Origin of the sequence: Tenacibaculum amylolyticum (assembly GCF_964511145.1) — a bacterium.
GTDB classification, from domain to species: Bacteria; Bacteroidota; Bacteroidia; order Flavobacteriales; family Flavobacteriaceae; genus Polaribacter; species Polaribacter amylolyticum.
In genome coordinates this window covers 326,712-345,263 of record NZ_CAZEFZ010000026.1, presented here as the reverse complement: position 1 = coordinate 345,263, position 18,552 = coordinate 326,712, and the positions used below count along the sequence as shown (strand labels likewise).

Here is an 18,552-nt window from a genome sequence, read left to right as displayed (position 1 = left end):
TTATCTATTTTTATGCAACTAAAAATAGATAAAAACATTTCATATTTATGAAGAAAGCTTTAGTAATTTCTGGAGGAGGTAGTAAAGGGGCATTTGCTGGTGGCGTAGCAGAATACCTCATGAAGGAAAACGATAAAGATTATGATTTGTTTTTAGGAACGTCTACAGGAAGTTTAATGGTTTCTCATTTAGCAGTTGGAATGGTAGATGAATTAAAAATGTTATATACCAATGTGAATCAGCGTAGCATTTTTAGTAATAATCCATTTAGAGTTAAAAAAGTACATGGTGTTAAAGTAGTTTCTATTCGACATAGAAATACATTTTGGAACTTTTTAAACGGTCGAAAAACATTTGGAGAAAGTAGAAATCTTAAAAAACTGATTAGAGCAAATATTACTCCAAAAATGTATGAAATTATACGAGAGCAGCAGAAAGAGGTTATTGTAACGGTTTCTAACTTAACTGCGAATCAAATAGAATATAAATCAATATTAGAATCTTCTTATGATGATTTTTGTGATTGGATTTGGGGGTCGTGTAATTATGTTCCGTTTATGAGTTTACTAGAAAAGAATTCTTGTCAATATGCAGATGGAGGTTTTGGGTGTTTAGTACCTATTCGGGAAGCAATTAATAGAGGGGCAAAAGAAGTAGATGCAATTATTTTAGAAACAGAGGTAAACCAGATTAATAGAATACCGGCTAAAAACCCATTTTCATTAATGTTAGACGTTTTTGGGTTTATGTTAGAACATGTAGAGAAACACAATATTACGATTGGTAAATTATCAGCGAAGCACCAAGATGTAAAACTCAATTTATATTATACACCAACAGTGCTTACAACAAATTCTTTGGTTTTTGATAAAAAACTCATGAGACAATGGTGGAAGCAAGGATATGAATATGCAAAGATGAAAGACTTATCTATTGTAAATGATTTTAGACCAGATTTATTAGATAAATAAAAAAGATACTATTATGAAGTTTGGTAAAGTACTAAATCCAGAAATAATTGATTTTACATTCCCAGAAACACATCCAGATACGATAAAGTTATTGTCTGGTTTTGATAAAGAACAAGAACTATCTGTATATGTTGGTTGTGCAAAATGGAATAAAGCAGATTTAAAAGGTTTTTATCCGAGAGGAATTAAAGATGAGTTAGTGTATTATTCTAGCCAATTTAATTCTATTGAATTGAATGCAACTTTTTATCGTTTGTTTTCTCCAGAACAGTTTGAAAAATGGCGAGATAAAACACCAGAAGGTTTTAAGTTTTTTCCTAAACTAACACAAGAGATCAGTCATTGGAAACGACTTGAAGGCGTAGCAGATGTAGTGAATTATTATTTAGATGCAGCCACTAAGTTAGAAGAAAAATTAGGAACGATCTTTTTACAATTACATGCTAATTTTAGTCCTAAGAATTTTGATAGATTAGAAAAATTTGTGAAAGGGTGGCCTAAAGAAATTCCTTTAACTGTTGAATGTAGGCATACAGATTGGTTTACTGATGAAGTAATAGCTAGAGATTTTTTTCAATTATTGGAAGATTATAATGTTTCTAATACAATAGTAGATACTGCAGGAAGGAGAGATATGATGCATATGCGTTTAACGAATAATGAAGCTTTTATTAGATATGTGGGAGCAAATCATGTTTCTGATTATGCTAGATTAGATGATTGGGTACAAAGGTTGGCTGAATGGGTAGCGTTAGGTTTACGTAATATTCACTTTTTTGTTCACCAGAACTTAGAAGTAGAATCGCCATTATTAGCCGCTTATTTTATAGAGAAGTTGAACAAAAAATTAGGGATTTCCTTAAAAATCCCTAATCAAGAAAGTCAACAGACTTTATTTTAATTTTATATTTCAAAAGCTGAAGGAAGTATATTACTTCAGTTCAGTATACATTGTATTGTAATCTAAATTACTCATTTCTGAATTCCAGAAAGTATTTTGTATTTGATTCCTAGTACTGGCTGTTCCCCTTGCTCCGGTAGTAATATATTGGATTGTTCTTGCTAATAAAGGTTCTGTAGGATCTCCTAAAACACCTAAATTAGAATAATCTTCAGCTAATGGTACTTCTGCAGTAAACCCAGTAGGAGAGTTTTGTCCGTCTTTATTAACAATTTCTAAAACGATAGGTTGCATTGCCCATGTGTGATTTGCATTAAAGTTAGGACCGTTACGTGTATAATCATCAGAATCGTATAAAGTAATAGAACCTACTTGTTTTCCAACAGTTGTAGTTCCTACAAGTTTTACATCAATGTATGGGTTTAAGCTATTTATTATAAGTTCAGATGCAGAAGCAGTGCGTTCACTCACAATAACATAAAGCGTACTTAAATTCAAACTATTGATTGCTTCATCTAAAGTTGTATTTCCATTGGCATCTTGTTTTACAATTCTATCTGTAAATCGATCGATAAAACTATCGCTACTAAAAGCATTCATTACTTTATCATTCCAGATTTTGTTAGCGAAAACCTCACCGTTAAATTGTCCTGTAATCATACTTGCTAAATATACAGCAGTTTGTACAGAGCCTCCTCCATTATATCGTAAGTCTAAGATCAAGTCAGTAACGCCACCGCTTTTAAAATCAGCAAAAGCTTGGTTTAATTCAGCATCATAATTACTAGAGAATTGCGTATATAAAAGATATCCAATTTGATTTGGACTACGATCTATAATTGTAGCAATTTTTACTGGATTTTCATCAACTTGCGATTTAACCAAATCAAAAGTAGTTCCATTTGCAACTGGATTACCACCGTTAAAATTGGCAATACTTATTGTTAGGTTATCAGGAGCAAATAAATCATTCACATTGGCTTCTGTGATTTGTATACCATTTACTTCTGTAATAATCATACCTCTGGTAATTCCTTTAATAGCAGCATCAGATCCAGCTAGTACTTCAGTAACCACAACATAGGCATTTCCAGATCCGTCTGCATAAGCAACGGCTTGTAATTTCATACCTGTAGTTAAACGTACACCTTGAAATGAATTTTCAAGAGCTATATAATCATCTACAATCCATGAAAATCGATCAACTACACCTGGTTGATATATAAGACTATTAAAAAGATCGTTTGGAGTAGCAAATCCACTTAAATAACTATTTAATTGTTCACGATTAGAAAATCTTCTATCAGATAAATCAGGAACTTCTCCTTGCCATTTATAATAAGCATTCAACCCACCCCAAACAAAATCATTAATTTCAATATCTTGAGGTATGTCTTCCGTTTTACTACAACCGATAAAAAAAGTTGATACTAGTAATAGTAACAACATTTTATATGGGGAATATTTCTTCATATTTTTAAAGTTTACTCTAATACTAACGCAATTTATATAAAACTTAGTATTATTTTTTATTTTCTGTGTAACAAATTAATTACTACGTCGTCGAAAGGGTGTAAAAATGACAAAATAAAGCGATTTAGAATTAGTTTTTACACTTAAATCAAGTAACCAAACAATGAAACAGTCAGACTTTTTAAAAGTTGTATTACCATTTAAAGATAAGGTTTTTCGTTTAGCCAAACGATTGCTAGTATCTACACAAGAAGCAGAAGATGCCACGCAAGAACTTTATTTTAAGTTATGGCGAAATAAAGAAAAATTGTCTGAATATAAGAATGTGGAAGCATTTGCAATGACAATGACTAAGAACTATTGTTTTGATAGATTAAAGTCTAAACAAGCAGGAAACTTAACTTTAGTTCATAGTAATTATAAAGAAAAAGATACGTCTTTAGAAAAGAAAATAGAACATAAAGATAGTGTAAACCAAGTACACAAGCTCATTGAAAACCTACCAGAACAACAACGAATGATTATTCAACTAAGAGATATAGAGCAATATGATTTCGATGAAATTTGCGAAATGGTAGGAATGAAACCAACGGCCGTTAGAGTAGCATTGTCAAGAGCACGTAAAACAATAAGAGAAGCATTAATTAAACAACATAACTATGGAGTTAGCTAACATAGAAAAGTTATTAGAAAAATATCTGGAAGCAGAAACATCTTTACAAGAAGAGCAAACATTACGTATGTATTTTACATCAGGAAATGTAGCATCTCATTTGGAAGAATATGCAATGTTATTTGGGTATTTTAAAGAAAGTCAAAGCGAGATTTATACAAAAACCATTAAGTTAAAACCTGAGAACAAGCGTAAAAAGAACTTTAAGTGGTTATCTGTAGCAGCATCTTTAGCTTTGTTAGTAAGTGCGTATGTAGGTAAGATAGAATATGATAAATACCAACAGAAACTATATTTTGCTCAAGTAAAAGAAGCACTTCAAATGGTTTCATTGAATTTAAATAAAGGAAACGATGCATTATATGCGGTTTCTAACAATTTAAATAAAGGAACAGAAGCAGTAGCAAAATTAGGTACTTACGATGAAACTGTTAAAACAGTTATCGACAAAGTAAATTATTAATAAAAAAACGTAAATCAAGTAAAACCAAGTTTAAATTTCAAGTATCATGAAAAAAGTAATTGTATTATTAACCTTATTTCTTACATCAAGTTTAGCATTTAGTCAATCTATATTTGACAAATTAGAAGATTTAGATGATGTATCTACAGTTGTAGTAACTAAAGACGCATTTGAATTACTAAAAAAATTCCCAGATGCAGCATCTGGAGACATGGAAGTACTTAATGCAGCTAAAGGATTAGAAGAATTAAAGGTGTTTTCAACAGAAAATGAGAGTATTGCAGCAGATATGGAGAAAATGGTTGATAGAGCCATTAAAAATGCTAACCTTACTCAATTAATGAGAGTAAAAGACAAAGGATCTAGAGTAAAGATTTATATCAAGTCTACAAAGAATAAAGATATTGTTAGCGAAGTATTAATGTATGTAAAGAATTCAGATAAAGGAGAAAAATTATCATCTACAGTAATTTCTTTAACAGGAGAAATAGATGTAAATAAATTATCTGAAATCGCGAATGATTATAAAAAGAAATCTAAAAACAAGTAAGATTTGTAAAAGGAAGAATAACATAGCCTAACAAACATAGGCTATGTTTCTATTTAATTTAAAATAAAGTATACGATGAAAAAACTATATCTATTAATTGTTCTATGTGTTATCTCAACAATGATTTCTTGTAAAAAAGAAAGCTTGCAGGGGTATTTAATAGAAACACAAGAAAACACTAGCTATACGCGATTAGATTTTTCTACAAGTATGCTTGCTTCATTTTTAGAAAATGCATCTGAAGAAGATAAAGGAACATTTGAAAGTGTAAAAAAAGTAAACATTGCTTTTTTACCAATGAACAAAGCTACTGAAGAAGAAATTAATGTAGAAAGAAAAAGGTTAAAAACAATAATGAAAGATACCGATTATAAATCTTTAATACGTATTAACGATAAAAGAGGAAAAGGTACTATATATTATGCGGGTGAGGCAGATGCAATCGATGAAATTGTAGCAGTTTTTTATGTAAAGGAATTTGGTTTTGGAGTTGCTAGAGTTTTAGGCGAGAATATGAACCCAGCTAAAGTAATGAGTATGGTTCAAAAAACAAACTTAGAAAAGAATGGGCCAAACCTAGAGAAAATTAAAGATATGTTTGGCGGAGAATTTGAAACTGAAAAGTTAAGAGTAGAGCCAGTACAATAATATTTGATCTAAAATTGATAGATTACAAAACCACAACTTAGATAAATAAGTTGTGGTTTTTGTTTTAACTAGGCATTAACAAGTATGCTGTTTTAAATTCTTATTTTTGGCAAAATTAGTGTCGATTTATGAAGAAATTATTTGGATTGATTGTAGTATTGTTAATTGCTACAACTGGATTTGCTCAAGATGCATCAAAGTATAGAGGAGAAAGAGAAAAGATACACGATTTAGTGCATACGAAGTTGAAAGTCGATTTCAATTTTAAAGAGCAAACGATGAATGGAGAAGAGTGGGTTACGGCTAAAGCTCATTTTTATCCATCCCAAAAATTTGTGTTAGACGCTAAAGCAATGATTATTCATAAAGTTACTATGAATGATAAAACATTAGATTATAATTATGACGGTTATAAGTTAATTATTGATTTACCGCGTACATATGATAGAGATGAAGAATTTACTATTTATATAAAATACACAGCACAACCAGAAAAAGTAAAACAAAAGGGAAGTAAAGCGATTACTGCAGCAAAAGGGCTGTATTTTATCAATCCTACTGGTTTAGATAAAAATAAACCAACACAAATATGGACACAAGGAGAAACAGAAGCAAGTAGTGCTTGGTTTCCTACAATAGATGCTCCAAATCAAAAAACATCACAAGAAATTTATATCACAGTGCCTCAGAAATTTGTTACACTTTCTAACGGAAAGTTAGAAGAACAAAAAAAGAATGCAGATGGGACACGAACTGATTATTGGAAATTTACACAAAAACATGCTCCATATTTATTTTTTATGGGAATAGGAGAGTATGAAGTTATTAAAGATACATATAAAAATATTCCAGTAGATTATTACGTAGAGAAAGAATACGCACCCTATGCAAAAGAGATTTTTGGTAATACTCCAGAAATGCTAGCTTTCTTTTCTAAAATAACAGGTGTAGAATATCCATGGAATAAATACGCACAAATCGTTGGTAGAGATTATGTAAGTGGAGCTATGGAGAATACTACAGCTGTAATTCATGGTGAAAAAGCATATCAAACACCAGGACAATTAATAGATGAAAATGTACAAGAAAATACAATTGCACATGAAGCATTTCATCATTGGTTTGGAGATTTAGTTACTGCAGAAAGTTGGAGTAACTTAACGGTAAATGAAAGTTTTGCAAACTACAGTGAATATTTATGGAGAGAACATAAATATGGAAAAGAAGATGCAGATGCACATTTGTTTGAAGATATCCAAGGATATAAAAACGGACAAAACTTTGATAAGCATTTAGTACGTTTTCATTATGATGATAAAGAAGATATGTTTGATGCAGTAAGTTATAATAAAGGAGGCGCTATTTTACATATGTTACGTAATTATATTGGAGATAAAGCTTTCTTTGAAGGTTTAAATAGATATTTAACCGATAATAAATACAGTAGTGCAGAAGCACATCAATTCCGTTTAGCTTTAGAAGAGGTAACAGGTAAAGATTTAAATATCTTCTTTAATCAATGGTATTTTGGGAAAGGACATCCAAAATTAGATATTTCTTACGATTATAATGAATTAAGAAAAACGGTAACAGTAAATATCTATCAATCACAATCTCAAAAGTTCGAATTTCCATTGGCAATAGATATTTTCGAAGGAAACAAGGCAACACGTCATACAGTTTTTGTTAAGAATAGAGAGTCATCATTCATTTTACCATATACAAAACAACCAGATTTAGTTTTAATCAATGCAGATGGTGTACTATTAGCAGATATTAATGAGAATAAAGTTTTAAGCGATTATATTTTCCAATTAAAACATGCGAAGAACTATGCACACAAAAGAGAAGCATTGTTAGAGGTAGCAAAACATCAAGATGATAGCAAAGCTTTTAATGCTATAGCTGGAGCGTTAGACGATCCGTATTATAAAATCAGAAAGCTAGCTTTAGAAAACATTAATCTAATCAATAAACATTCTAAAAGGAGAATTATTGATAAAATAAAAAGATTAGCAAATAATGATCCTAAAACTTTAGTACAAGCAGCTGCTATAGAAACTCTAGGGAAACTTACAGAGCCAGAATTAAAACCAATTTTTGAAAAAGCATTGAAAAGTCCTTCATATAGTGTAATGGGGAAAGCTTTGGTAGCCATGTATTACATAGATAAAGCAATGGCAATTAAAAAATCTAAAGGATTGCCTTTGGAAGTTAAAAAAATCATTGCGACACCATTAACACGTATTTATTTGGAAGAAAATGATGAAGGTGAATTAACATTCATTGCAGGAAATGTAATATCAGGAATGTTTTTAAGTCCAGATAAACAAATACAAGGCTTGTATAAGAAAGCTTATGATAAAATAGCAAGTAGTAATAATTCTGAAGCAATACAAAATTTAGTGAACGATATTGTAGCTAAAGGAAAGCAATACAAACAATATGGTTTCGATAATGTAGGAGTAGATTTAATGCGAAAAATGGTACAAACTCAAAAGCAAGCTAATAAGTCTAACGAGATAAAGAATATCGCTATAATTAAAGATGCTATGGCAAGATTATTAGAATAAATTACTAAACAATTAGTAATTTTGGTATTGTATTTGACATATTTGGCTAAACTAAAACTTATGAGAAAAACAATACTATTTTTTTTAATAATCTCTACACTCATTTTTTCTTCGTGTAGTAGCATTAAATCAACGCAAAAAGCTATTAATTCAGGAGATTATGAGAAAGCAATCTCTATAGCAATTAAGAACTTAAAAAAAGATAAAACAAAAGAAAAGAATCAGCCATATGTAATAATGCTTCAGGAAGCATTTCAGAAAGCTACAGAAAGAGACTTATCTAGAATAGCGTTTTTAGAGAAAGAGAACCAAGCAAATGGTTTACGAACTATATACGATTTATACACAGGTTTAAAATATAGACAAGAACGTATAAAACCATTATTGCCATTGCGAAATTTAGCAACAGGTAGAAATATAACTTTTGATTTTCGTAATTACGATGATCAAATTATTGCAGCTAAAGAAAAATACGCTGCTTATTTGTATGAAAATGCTGTAGCTGTTTTTAATGATGGACAGTATGGTAAGATGAATTACAGAATTGCTTACGATAAATTTCGACAGTTATCTAATTTATATCCAAACTATAAAGATATAGATCGTTATATGGAAGAAGCACATGCTAGAGGTACCGATTATGTGTTTGTTGCAGTACATAATGAAACAAATCAAATTATTCCAAGAAGATTAGAACAAGACTTATTAGCCTTAGATACTTATGGGTTAAATGATTTCTGGACAGTTTATCATGCGCAAAAAGCGAGAGGAATTTCTTATGATTTTGATTTAGAATTGAATTTTAGAAGAATTTCCGTTTCTCCAGAGCAAATAAGAGAAAAAGAAATTATTAAAGAACGTAAAATTAAGGACGGTTATAAATACTTAACTGATGATCAGGGGAATTTTGTAAAAGATAGTTTAGGTAACAAAATAAAAGTTGATAAGTTTATTCCTGTACGTTGTAAGCTGTATAGATTTACTCAGTTTAAAAGCAGTAGAGTAGTAGGAGTGGTTAAATATATAGACAATGTAACTCATCAAGTAGTAGAGCAGTTTCCAATAGATAGCGAATTTGTTTTTGAACATAGTTATGCAGATTATGATGGAGATAAGCGTGCATTAGATGATACATTCTTGGATTTAATTCGATTAGAATCTGTACGTTTTCCAACAAATGAACAAATGGTATACGATACGGGTACAGATTTAAAACGAAAGCTAAAAAACATTATTAGAAGAAATAAGTTTAGAGGATAATGGATTTATTTTCTCAACCTGGTGAATTAGAGAATTTATTGCCTGAAGGAGGTGTTGTAAATTACTACGGATGTGTGTATGCTAGAAATGAAGCGGATGCATTGTATGATTATTTGTTACAAGACATTCAGTGGAAAAATGATGAAGCAATTATCTTTGGTAAACATATTGTTACGAAGCGAAAAATTGCTTGGTACGCAATACAAAGCTTCGAATATTCATACTCTAATATTACTAAGGTTGCTTTACCATTTACAAAAGAATTACTTTCAATTAAATCTTTTATAGAAGAAAAAACGAATGAGACCTATAATTCTTGTCTATTAAACTTATATCACGATGGATCTGAAGGAATGGCTTGGCATAGTGATGGAGAAAAAGATTTAAAAGAAAACGGAGCAATTGCTTCAGTAACTTTTGGAGCAGAACGTAAATTTGCCTTTAAAAATAAACGAACCAAAGAAGTAGTATCATTAATACTACCTCATGGTTCGTTATTAGTTATGAAAGGTGAAACTCAGAAAAATTGGTTACATAGATTGCCGCCAACTAAAAAAGTACACCGTCCAAGAATCAATTTAACGTTTAGAACAATTGATTTCTAATCTCTTTTAACAACATCTCCAGATCCTACAGACTTTGTGTCTATGTGTTGAGGATCTCCTTTGTAATACACGCTACCAGATCCTGCAATACTAGCTTTAATTCTATCTTTTACAGTAGCTTGTACATCTCCAGATCCAGCTACGCTAACTTTTAGAGAATTGGTAGTTAATTCGTATGCTTTAATGTTTCCCGATCCAGCAATTGAACACTTTAAATTGTCAGCATCTCCTTCTAATCTTATACTACCAGAACCTCCAATAGAACTTTTTACAGTTTGAGCTTCTACAGCAGCTTTAATATTACCAGAGCCTCCAATTGAGAAAGAAACATTATTTCCTTTTATCGTTTTTTTGGCAATGATATTTCCAGATCCGCCTAAAGAAACTCCTTCAATTTGTTCAAAAGGAACAGTAACAGTCAACTTTCTAGTTGTTTTTAGATTTGTATTTTTCTTAGTTTTAATTCTAAGTGTACCTCCTTTTACTTCAGTAATTATATAAGGTAAAATGTTTTCCTCTCCCTCAAGAGTAATCTTTCCTTCATTTCCATTTACTAATATAACATCAAAAAAGCCTCCCAGACTTACTTCGTCAAAAGATCCTACCGTCCTTTTCTCTGTGGTAACATCTCCATTACCACGAACTTTTTTCGAATTCCACCAGCTTTGTGAAAAAGCAGTAACACTACTGCAAATAAATAAAGTTAATAATAGTTTTCTCATTTTTTATTTTTATTTTAATTTTAAAGTATATTTAATTATTAAGTAATAGTTGGCGTCCGAGAGTGTAAATAAAAATATATCAGTACTTCTTAAAGTCTTATATATAGTGTCTTCGGTTTTTATAGCTTATCCATTGTGGGTAATGAATATTAACCTAGAATTTGCTGTAAAAATTATAGCCTTATTTTCATTATCATTCTTATATCTCGAAACCACTACGAAAGTGAATCATTGGTATGTAATTATTTTACTCTTTTCCATTATTTCAGATTCACTATTCATTTTTGAAACATTCTATTATCCTGCATTGTATTTTCTAATTGTAAATAGATTTTTATACCTCGTTATTATTAGAAAATCAATATTTCCATATGCGCCCAAAAAAATATTTTTGTATTCAATTCCTATTTTATTAGCGTTTTTAATACTGTATTTAATGATTTATGAATACATGAAAGATATTAGAATTTCTGCTTTTATAATGGGCGTTATTTCTGTTTTTCTAATACTATTCACCTTTTTAAATTTTCTTAAAAAGAATAATAAAAGAGCGAAATATTTCTTTTTAGGAACTTCATTAATGCCGTTTGCAGATGTATTAATGGCTATTTCTTACTATATTGATTCACATACTACTTACATTATTATTTATCACTACATGTATTATATAGCACGCTATTTAATATATAAATCTATGGTGACAGATAAGAAAGAGTAAGCTTAATTTTTAGTCATTTAACTTTAAAGAAACTCCACCATAATCTGAACGTATCGATATTTTTGAATCTGAATTTCCTTTGCCAAAATTTCCTTCATAATATTTGCTAGTTGTCTTTTTAATAGACTTAAACATTTCTATATAATCGCTAGGATAGTTAAAACTTGCATAGCTCAAATTAACAGTAAAGCTAAAACTATTATCAGATGATGTACCTATTTTAACTCCAGCATAATTACTATCAATAGATACACTTTCAAACCCTTTTGCTAGATTTTTAATTCGGAGCCCTCCGTAATCTGTTCCAACTTTTAAGTTTTTACGAATTGTTCCAAAACGCATACCTGCATAATCTGAATTTCCGATCGCATTCACAACATCATTTACAGCAATACTGCCATAATCACAATTAAAATTTAGATCTCCCATTTCTCCTAACTTAACTGCTGTATAGTCTGCATTAACTTTTAAGTTTTCTGCTTTATCTACCGTAATTTTAGAATAATCTGCACTAATAGTTCCTGATTTCATATAGCGTATTTCAGAATTTCCACAGTAATCTAATGAAATGGCATTAGAAGCATTTAATAATTTCTCTACTTCGATAGAACCATAATCACAGTTAATATTTGCTTTACCTTCTAAAATATCTAGTTCAATATTACCGTATTTATTATTTAAATCTGCATTATTAGTAACGGGCATTTTAACAAAGTAATTAATCTGATAATTTAAGTTGTTTTTACTACCCCACCAACTCCATCCAGAGCGTACACTTTCTATAATTGTTCTGGCTTCAACTAAACTACTAGTAGATTCAAATTCAATTTTAATAGCGTTTAATTTTTGTGCTACTTTATCAACATCTTTACCTTTTACAGTGATCTTTACATCTATCTCTACCTGATTTTTATCCCAAGTGGTTACGTTTACATTTCCATATTTATTTTTTATATAAACAGTAGCATTTGAATTTACTTTGAAGCTTCTACTAATTGTTTTAGATTTTTCGTGTTTTTTAACAGTATTAGCAGCTAAAATAAAAGGTGCAAGGAGTAATAGAACCGTTATTTTCTTAAATAGTTTCATCGAATATTATATTTTGATTTGAGGGGTTACGTAATGTTTCTAATTGGTCTAGTAAAGTTTCTAATATGTATAATCTTTGTTGGTAATTTCCAATCATTCCTTGAATAACTTGACGTTCATTACCTATAAAGTTTAAATCTTTTTTAAAGTTACTGTACTGCTCTTCTAGTTCTTCTATTTGATCTAAAGCATCCTCAATAATACTTTCAGTATTCACATTTCGATACTTTTCTATTTCTCTTAACTCTTGATTAATAGTGTTTACAAAAAACAGCTGTGTTTCACTCATTTCAGGAGAAACATCAGTCATTTCTACCTGATTTTTTTGATGACTACTACCTAAATAAAAACCAATCATTAATACTACAGAAGCCGCAACAGATAACCATTTCCAAGATATACGTTTTGTTGTTTTGCTCTTGTTTAATTTTCTTAAGAATCGATCTTCATGCCCCGAATGTGGGATATGAATATCAAAATCATTTGTTTCAAAAAATTCCTTCATTTTATCTTCCATACATGCTCATTTTAGGGTTTTCCTTGAGTAATATTTGTTGTAATTTTTTTTTGGCTCTAGATATAGTAGTTCTTACATTTTCATTGCTATAATTTAAAATTGATGCGATTTCTTCATTGTCATATCCTTCAATCAAATTCAAATTCAAAATAATTCTGTAATTATCCTTTAAACTATTAATAGAACTTAAAATACTTTTGACATTTAATAATTCGTAATTAATAGAAACAGGTTCTGTATCTTCGTTAGGAATAACATCCATTTTAACCTCGTTATATCTATTATTCTTTTTAAGTTGGGTTAAACTCTTATTAATTACAATTCGTTTCAACCATGCGCCAAAAGCTACTTCGCCTTTAAAAGTGTGTAATTTTGTAAAAGCCGTTAAAAAAGCTTCTTGCATTAAATCTTCAGCTTCAAATTCGTCTTTTAAAATTCTAAAAGCTGAATTGTACATGGCTCTGTAATACTGTTTATATAGCTGTATTTGCGCAGCTGTATCATTCTTTTTACAGCGTTCAATTAGTTGATTGGTATTTAAGTTCTGTGTGTCCAAAAAAAACTTTTCTATACTAAAGACATATGAGAAAATAAGATGTTACACTTTTATTTTTTTTCTTTAAAAAAAGATGAAAAAATTAGCAAAGTGAGCTTCATATAATTTAAAAATAATAAAAATATCTGCTATATTTGGCATAATGGTTGACCAAGTAAAGATAATAGAATGCCCTAGAGATGCAATGCAGGGAATTAAAAGTCACTTTATTCCAACAGAGCTAAAGGCAAAATATATTAACGCATTATTAAAAGTAGGTTTCGATACTATAGATTTTGGGAGTTTTGTATCGCCAAAAGCGATTCCGCAAATGAGAGATACAGATAAAGTTTTAAAGGCTTTAGATTTATCAACTACCCAAAGTAAACTATTAGCTATTGTAGCTAATGTAAGAGGAGCGAATGATGCTTGTGCTTTTGAGGAAATAGATTATTTAGGATATCCATTTTCTATTTCAGAAAATTTCCAAATGAGAAATACACACAAAACAATTGCAGCATCAGTTGACATTTTGAAAGATATTTTGAATATTGCACATAGAAATAAAAAAGAAGTAGTTGCATACCTATCTATGGGATTTGGTAATCCTTATGGAGATCCATGGAGTGTAGACATTGTTGCAAATTGGACAGAAAAACTTGCAAATTACGGAGTAAAAATTGTATCTTTGTCTGACACCGTAGGTAGTTCAACACCAGAGGTTATAGATTATTTGTTTTCTAAACTGATCCCTAAATACCCAGAAATAGAATTCGGAGCTCATTTACATACAACACCAACAAAATGGTTTGAAAAGATTGATAGCGCGTATAAAGCTGGGTGTAGAAGATTCGACGGTGCTATAAAAGGGTATGGAGGATGCCCAATGGCAAAAGATGAGTTAACAGGAAATATGCCAACCGAAAAGATGTTGTCTTATTTTACTGCGAACAAAGTAGAAACAAATATAAAACCAATGAGTTTTGAAAGTGCATATAATAAAGCTCTAGAAGTTTTTTAATATTAGGTGAATACATGAAGATAAAATTTTTAATACTATTCCTTTTAAGTGTTACGATAATGCCTCAATCCCCACCGGATAAAGGAGGAGTTACTCTAGGCTCTTGGGATATACAAAATGGAATTTTTATCGGAAATAATGATGATGAAACTAATATTGCACGCTACAATTGGAACATTTTCTACAACATGTTCCCAAAAAGAATTACACAACGTTATATTAAAAAATTAGTCTTAATGACTGACGGTGAGGATGAAAAAACAGGTGCATTAGGAGCGTTAAATGATAAAAATAACGAATGGCAACTTGTTCTAGATCCTATAGATGTTGATTTTACTAGTAAAGACGAAACTAGAATTTACCAGTCGATTTATACATTAGTGCACGAATTCGGACACTTACTTACCTTAAACCATACTCAAATTAAGCCTGTTAAAAAAACGGAGCAAGAATCTGGAGAACCTTATGTTACTCTTGAAGGTACTGCTATTCAAGATAGCTACATCAATAAGTTTGTAGATGAATTTTGGGATGGAGCATTATTAAAAGAATGGGATAATATTCAGAAAAACTTCTGTTACACAGAACAAAAAATTTGCCTAGAAAAATTATACGGATTATATAAAGATAATTATACTGATTTCTTAACTGATTATGCTGCAGAGAGTCCAGAAGAAGATATAGCAGAAAGCTGGACTGCTTTTGTATTGGGAGATAAAGTAGATGATCCACAAACAGTAGCGGAAAGAAAAATTAATTTCTTCTATCAATTTGAAGAATTGGTATACTACAGAAAAGTTATCAGAAAAAATATCCGCAAGTATCAATAAGAATTTAGCCACTTTGCTATGACCTTCTTAAGAAAACTATCACTATTATTTTTTGTTGCCCTTTTTTTAAATGCTTGTCAATCGTTCCAAGGTCTTATGGAACAGGAGGCAAAAGAATATGGATTTAAAAAGGCTCCAAATAAAATTTACTTTACCATTTTACAATTAAATGATGTATATGAAATTGCACCAATCCAAGGAGGAAAATTTGGTGGAATGGCTAGAGTTGCATCGATTTATAAACAATTGCAAAAAGAAAATCCTAATACAATGTTGGTATTGGCTGGAGATTTCTTAAATCCATCTTTATTAGGTACCATAAAAGTAAATGGAGAGCGTATACGTGGTAAACAAATGGTAGAAGTAATGAATGCTATGAATTTCGATTTAGTAGCTTTTGGAAACCATGAATTTGATTTGAGCTATCCAAACTTACAGAAAAGATTGAATGAAAGTGATTTTGAGTGGCTTTCAGCAAATGTTTTTCATAATGTCGATGGAAAGAATACCTTGTTTCATAAAGTAATAAATGGTGAAAAAATACCTGTAAGAGAAACATACATCCAAGAATTTTCGAATGGATCAGAAAAGGTAGAAGTTGGATTCATAAGTGTTTGTATTCCGTCTAATCCTAAAGATTATGTTACCTATACAGATTTGTATGAAGAGGCGAAACGTAGTTATAAAGAATTAGAAGGTAAAACAGATATTATTTTAGGTTTAACGCATGTATCTATAGAAGAAGATAGAGATATAGCAAAAATGCTACCTAAGCTGCCTTTAATAATGGGAGGACATGAACATACTAATTCATATGAAAATATAGGAAATACAATAATAGCAAAAGCAGATGCAAATGCTAAAACAGTATATATCCATAGGTTTGAATACGATCCATTTACGAAGGAATTAAAAGTAAAATCGCAGTTAAAAACAGTTGATGAAGAAATTCCTGCTGATACAGAAGTAGGAGAGGTAGTAAATAAGTGGCAAGAGATATTAGCTAATAAAATCAAAGAGATTATACCAAATCCTAATGAAATAATATATAAAACAATAGAACCTTTAGACGCTAGAGATACACCAATTCGTTCTATACAAACAAATATGGGAGAAATTGTGGCCGAAGCAATGAGCAACGCATACAATAATAAAGTAGATGCTGCTTTTGTAAATGGAGGCTCTATTCGTATAGATGATGTTTTAACTGGAGATATTTCTGCTATTGATATCTTTAGAGTGTTGCCTTATGGAGGTGCTGTTTTAAAAGTTAAATTAAAAGGAAGTTTATTAAAAGAAGTACTAACTTTTGGAGAAGCTGCAGCCGGTACTGGAGCTTACTTGCAACGATATAATATTTCTAAAAATAAAGAAGGAGAGTGGCTTATTGATAATAAAGTAATAGATGAAAATAAACCCTATACAGTTGCTACTTCAGATTATTTGTTAAAAGGTTTTGACATCCCTTTTTTAAAACCTTCAAATCCAGGAATACTGGATGTGTATGTGCCAAAGAAGGCTACGGAAGAAGCTTCAGATGTACGCAAAGCAGTTATTAATTTTTTAAAAGCACAAAGTTAATTTAAAATAAATCTAAATTAACTTTGCAGATTCTATTTCGATTAATACATTTGCGGAAATTATTTGAAGTTAATCTAAATAAAATGAAAAAAAGTGTTTTAAGTTTATTTGCTCTTGGAGTTATCTTAGCATCTTGTTCAGATGATGATAATACACCAACTGGTCCAGTAGTAAATACACCAAGTGTTAGTGAAGTAATTACAGGGAACGACTTTACTAGAGACAGTGACGGAGATTATAACAATAATTACATCAGTAATTACTCATCATTATTTACTAGAGAAGGAAACTCTACAGTTAGCTATAGCGGTCAAACTACGCGTTTAAAACAAGCTAAAGTAATTGGTGGAAGTTTAAAATCTGAAACTAGTGTAGCAGACATTCAATTAATGTTTGAAGGACAAGAAGTTGGAGGAGAACTTCAAAGTGCTGGTTTTAGCGATGCAGCTTTAAATGGAACGACTAAAGTTGTAAGACCTAAAACATCATCTTCTATCGGTTTATTTGGCTCAGACAAAAATACAACCGGTCAAGGTAAAACAAATGTTGATGCCATCGACGATTTTATTACAGGACATCAAACTGTATTAACTAACTGGACTACTGCAGCTACTGCAGGAACTGCAGGAAGATTTATGGAAACAGGATCTACTAGTTATAGATATGTAGATGCAAAAGGACGTGAATTAGATCAATTATTTACAAAATCATTAGCTGGAGCTTTAGCTTACGATCAAGCTGTAAATCATTACTTAAACCGTTTAGATAATGAAAACGGAGATGATGTAAACGGAACTAAAAATTACCGTGCATTAAACGATGCAGGTACTGTTGCAGAAGGTAAAGATTATACAACTATGGAGCACCACTGGGATGAGTCTTTCGGATATATTTTCGGTAATACTTCAGGACAAAACTTAATCTACAAGTACATCGATAATGTTGATGCTTTACCAAAGTTTACAGGTGTTGAAAGCGAAATTTTTACAGCATATGTTACAGGTAGAATTGCAATTGTAAACAAAGATTATACAGCAAGAGATGCTCAAATCCGTATTTTACGTGAAAAATTAGGATTAGTTATCGCTGTTAGAGCTGTACATTATTTAACTGCTGGTGCAGAAATTTTAGATGCTGTTGCTGGTGGTACAGGAAAAAGAGAAGATGCTTTCCATGATTTATGTGAAGGATATGGATTTGTAAATAGTTTACGTTACATAGTTGGAGCAGATGGTACAACTAGATATTTTACAGATACAGAAGTAAAAGGATTCTTAGATATATTAAATGCTGATAATGGAATGTGGAGTATTACATCTGCACAATTAAGAGATATGGCGGATACTATCGCAGGACAAAGTGTTGGAGGTTCAGCTTGGACTGTAGAAGACGTAAATCCTTAATACCATTAATGTATAGATT

General features: G+C 30.6%; 19 protein-coding genes. 14 read left to right on the top strand and 5 right to left on the bottom strand.

Annotated elements, in window-relative coordinates; translation table 11 throughout:
• Positions 1-47: 47 nt before the first annotated feature.
• Together ACKTTC_RS09880 and ACKTTC_RS09875 are read left to right on the top strand one after the other, a co-directional pair.
• The gene (locus ACKTTC_RS09880) at positions 48-971 is read left to right on the top strand and encodes a patatin-like phospholipase family protein (protein ID WP_408039653.1); all 924 of its coding nucleotides are present in this window, start codon (positions 48-50) and stop codon (positions 969-971) included.
• A gap of 13 nt (positions 972-984) precedes the next feature.
• On the top strand, positions 985-1,872 hold the full coding sequence (locus tag ACKTTC_RS09875) for a DUF72 domain-containing protein (RefSeq protein WP_408039652.1): 888 nt from the start codon (positions 985-987) through the stop codon (positions 1,870-1,872).
• Positions 1,873-1,902: 30 nt separating this feature from the next.
• Here ACKTTC_RS09875 and ACKTTC_RS09870 read toward each other — a convergent pair whose 3' ends face one another.
• Positions 1,903-3,345 carry a S41 family peptidase gene (locus ACKTTC_RS09870; RefSeq protein ID WP_408039651.1) on the bottom strand — a complete coding sequence of 481 codons (1,443 nt, stop codon included), beginning with the start codon at positions 3,343-3,345 and terminating at the stop codon, positions 1,903-1,905.
• 163 nt (positions 3,346-3,508) lie between these two features.
• On the opposite strand from ACKTTC_RS09870, the gene ACKTTC_RS09865 reads away from it, so the two are divergent.
• The 7 genes from ACKTTC_RS09865 (at position 3,509) to ACKTTC_RS09835 (ending at position 10,117) form a co-directional block, all read left to right on the top strand.
• Positions 3,509-4,018 (top strand): RNA polymerase sigma factor, encoded by a 510-nt coding sequence (locus ACKTTC_RS09865; RefSeq protein WP_408039650.1) that lies wholly within the window; start codon positions 3,509-3,511, stop codon positions 4,016-4,018.
• Positions 4,005-4,481 carry a hypothetical protein gene (locus ACKTTC_RS09860; protein WP_408039649.1) on the top strand — a complete coding sequence of 159 codons (477 nt, stop codon included), beginning with the start codon at positions 4,005-4,007 and terminating at the stop codon, positions 4,479-4,481. The genes ACKTTC_RS09865 and ACKTTC_RS09860 overlap by 14 nt, the downstream gene beginning before the upstream one ends.
• A gap of 46 nt (positions 4,482-4,527) precedes the next feature.
• Positions 4,528-5,031 (top strand): DUF4252 domain-containing protein, encoded by a 504-nt coding sequence (locus ACKTTC_RS09855; protein WP_408039648.1) that lies wholly within the window; start codon positions 4,528-4,530, stop codon positions 5,029-5,031.
• 75 nt (positions 5,032-5,106) lie between these two features.
• On the top strand, positions 5,107-5,679 hold the full coding sequence (locus ACKTTC_RS09850) for a DUF4252 domain-containing protein (RefSeq protein WP_408039647.1): 573 nt from the start codon (positions 5,107-5,109) through the stop codon (positions 5,677-5,679).
• Positions 5,680-5,807: 128 nt separating this feature from the next.
• A complete protein-coding gene (locus ACKTTC_RS09845; RefSeq protein ID WP_408039646.1) occupies positions 5,808-8,252 on the top strand; it encodes a M1 family aminopeptidase in 2,445 nt (814 codons plus the stop codon).
• A gap of 60 nt (positions 8,253-8,312) precedes the next feature.
• Entirely contained in the window at positions 8,313-9,512 is a 1,200-nt protein-coding gene (locus tag ACKTTC_RS09840; protein WP_408039645.1) for a hypothetical protein, read from the top strand.
• On the top strand, positions 9,512-10,117 hold the full coding sequence (locus tag ACKTTC_RS09835; RefSeq protein WP_408039644.1) for an alpha-ketoglutarate-dependent dioxygenase AlkB family protein: 606 nt from the start codon (positions 9,512-9,514) through the stop codon (positions 10,115-10,117). The genes ACKTTC_RS09840 and ACKTTC_RS09835 overlap by 1 nt, the downstream gene beginning before the upstream one ends.
• Here ACKTTC_RS09835 and ACKTTC_RS09830 read toward each other — a convergent pair.
• Complete coding sequence (locus tag ACKTTC_RS09830; RefSeq protein WP_408039643.1) at positions 10,114-10,839, bottom strand: head GIN domain-containing protein; 726 nt, start codon at positions 10,837-10,839, stop codon at positions 10,114-10,116. The two genes, ACKTTC_RS09835 and ACKTTC_RS09830, sit on opposite strands and share 4 nt — an antisense overlap.
• Positions 10,840-10,981: 142 nt before the next feature.
• Here ACKTTC_RS09830 and ACKTTC_RS09825 point away from each other — a divergent pair, with 142 nt between their 5' ends.
• Positions 10,982-11,557: a lysoplasmalogenase family protein gene (locus ACKTTC_RS09825; RefSeq protein WP_408039642.1), complete on the top strand. Its 576-nt coding sequence runs from the start codon at positions 10,982-10,984 to the stop codon at positions 11,555-11,557.
• Between the two features lie 9 nt (positions 11,558-11,566).
• On the opposite strand, the gene ACKTTC_RS09820 is transcribed toward ACKTTC_RS09825, so the two are convergent.
• From ACKTTC_RS09820 to ACKTTC_RS09810, 3 genes are read right to left on the bottom strand one after another with little or no spacing between them, the layout of a single operon-like run.
• The gene (locus ACKTTC_RS09820) at positions 11,567-12,646 is read right to left on the bottom strand and encodes a hypothetical protein (protein WP_408039641.1); all 1,080 of its coding nucleotides are present in this window, start codon (positions 12,644-12,646) and stop codon (positions 11,567-11,569) included.
• Complete coding sequence (locus ACKTTC_RS09815) at positions 12,633-13,163, bottom strand: hypothetical protein (protein WP_408039640.1); 531 nt, start codon at positions 13,161-13,163, stop codon at positions 12,633-12,635. Before ACKTTC_RS09815 ends, ACKTTC_RS09820 begins: the two co-directional genes overlap by 14 nt.
• A complete protein-coding gene (locus tag ACKTTC_RS09810; RefSeq protein WP_408039639.1) occupies positions 13,153-13,719 on the bottom strand; it encodes an RNA polymerase sigma factor in 567 nt (188 codons plus the stop codon). The genes ACKTTC_RS09815 and ACKTTC_RS09810 overlap by 11 nt, the downstream gene beginning before the upstream one ends.
• 142 nt (positions 13,720-13,861) lie before the next feature.
• Between ACKTTC_RS09810 and ACKTTC_RS09805 the strand changes: the two genes are divergently transcribed.
• The 4 genes from ACKTTC_RS09805 to ACKTTC_RS09790 all read left to right on the top strand — a co-directional run bounded on the left by ACKTTC_RS09805 (position 13,862) and on the right by ACKTTC_RS09790 (position 18,533).
• The gene (locus ACKTTC_RS09805) at positions 13,862-14,719 is read left to right on the top strand and encodes a hydroxymethylglutaryl-CoA lyase (protein ID WP_408039638.1); all 858 of its coding nucleotides are present in this window, start codon (positions 13,862-13,864) and stop codon (positions 14,717-14,719) included.
• A gap of 14 nt (positions 14,720-14,733) precedes the next feature.
• The gene (locus tag ACKTTC_RS09800; RefSeq protein ID WP_408039637.1) at positions 14,734-15,549 is read left to right on the top strand and encodes a hypothetical protein; all 816 of its coding nucleotides are present in this window, start codon (positions 14,734-14,736) and stop codon (positions 15,547-15,549) included.
• 96 nt (positions 15,550-15,645) lie between these two features.
• Positions 15,646-17,130 carry a bifunctional metallophosphatase/5'-nucleotidase gene (locus ACKTTC_RS09795; RefSeq protein WP_408039636.1) on the top strand — a complete coding sequence of 495 codons (1,485 nt, stop codon included), beginning with the start codon at positions 15,646-15,648 and terminating at the stop codon, positions 17,128-17,130.
• Positions 17,131-17,213: 83 nt separating this feature from the next.
• Entirely contained in the window at positions 17,214-18,533 is a 1,320-nt protein-coding gene (locus tag ACKTTC_RS09790) for a DUF4856 domain-containing protein (protein ID WP_408039635.1), read from the top strand.
• Positions 18,534-18,552: the final 19 nt, after the last annotated feature.